Origin of the sequence: Halorubrum sp. SP3 (genome assembly GCF_005435195.1) — an archaeon.
In the GTDB taxonomy this organism is placed as follows: domain Archaea; phylum Halobacteriota; class Halobacteria; order Halobacteriales; family Haloferacaceae; genus Halorubrum; species Halorubrum sodomense.
The window spans coordinates 1-1,196 of sequence record NZ_SGTU01000111.1 but is presented as its reverse complement, the minus strand read 5'-3'; the positions used below and the strand labels follow the sequence as shown (position 1 = coordinate 1,196).

At 47.2% G+C, this 1,196-nt stretch carries 1 pseudogene; it reads right to left on the bottom strand.

The features are described from left to right. Nucleotides 1-200: 200 nt before the first annotated feature. Nucleotides 201-1,196, bottom strand: a pseudogene (locus tag EXE42_RS15695) (hypothetical protein); the annotation flags it as partial.

Sequence of the window (1,196 nt, the reverse complement as noted above, 5' to 3'; positions counted from 1 at the left end):
GGTAGGACATTAGCTTCCCAAGCTAATAGCCCGGGTTCAATTCCCGGACGGTGCATTCCTGCGGCGAACAATCCGTGAGCCGTAGGTATTCCAAGAGAACTGGACTCTATCGGCCGCGCGCAGTAACCGCTGTGCGCGAGTACTTTCAATTTCACTCCAGTTCCGCCCGCTTACGTCTTTTAATTGGGATGATTGAAATGTTAATTTTCTAATCTTTTGGCGAAGCCCCTCTGGATTAGCGGAATCGCATCCGGAACTGGAAGTGATATAATATCGTTTCGCTCAGCGCGATACTCTTGGCCATCAATACTCAATATTTTGTCAGGATGGTCCCTTATCATTTTAATGGTGGTCATTTTTTGATCGTTTGAGGGACCTGTAAACGTATTTGATTGTGACTCCTTGAAATCGTCAATATCGATTGAGATATCGGATGGTTGGTCCTGATCGAACTCTGGGAGCTCCGCAGCACCGCGCTCGATCAGGGGAATTGCGTTCGTAGCGGGTAATGAGACGACTTGCGACTTTCGCAACGTGTACACCCGCTCGTCCGTCCCAAATATCTCGCCGATCGGTTCCAGTATTCTGACAGTAACTCTGCGCTCGTCTGAGAGTGTGAGATTGGATTCTGGCGATATTTGGAGTAAGAATTCCACATTCGCATTTGCGAAGCTGTATGGATCTGGAGTTGATCCATCGCACCCGATCGTTAGTAGAGTGATTACTTCTTCGTCGTCTTTCCACCCTCTTGTGGCGTCTGACAGCGTTACGTCCGGCTCTTCATCGGCAGAATTTTCGATTGCGTATTCCTGTAGACGACTCAGATCCTCTGGATTATTAGTGAGATCGGACACGAACTGCGGCTTCTGTAGGCTTAACGCGACAAATTTTCCGAGCTGTTCTACAGTGATCCCGATACCAATCCCCCTGTTTCGATCGATAATTCCACGCTCCTTGGCGAGGAGAGTTTGAAATCGATACATATTTACAAATTTTTTAATATATCTTGGATTGTGATTTAGTCTTTTAGAGAGGAGAGTCGACATCTCTGTTAGTTTCTCGCGAAAGTTACCAAGCGTTTCCGTGTTTCTGTGCCACTCTTGAGTCTCAGTTTCAGACCGATCAGGATCTGCGTAGACAAGAGACTCAACGAAGTCTTCTACATTGCCTTTCGAAGGGCTCGGAACTTGGAACGA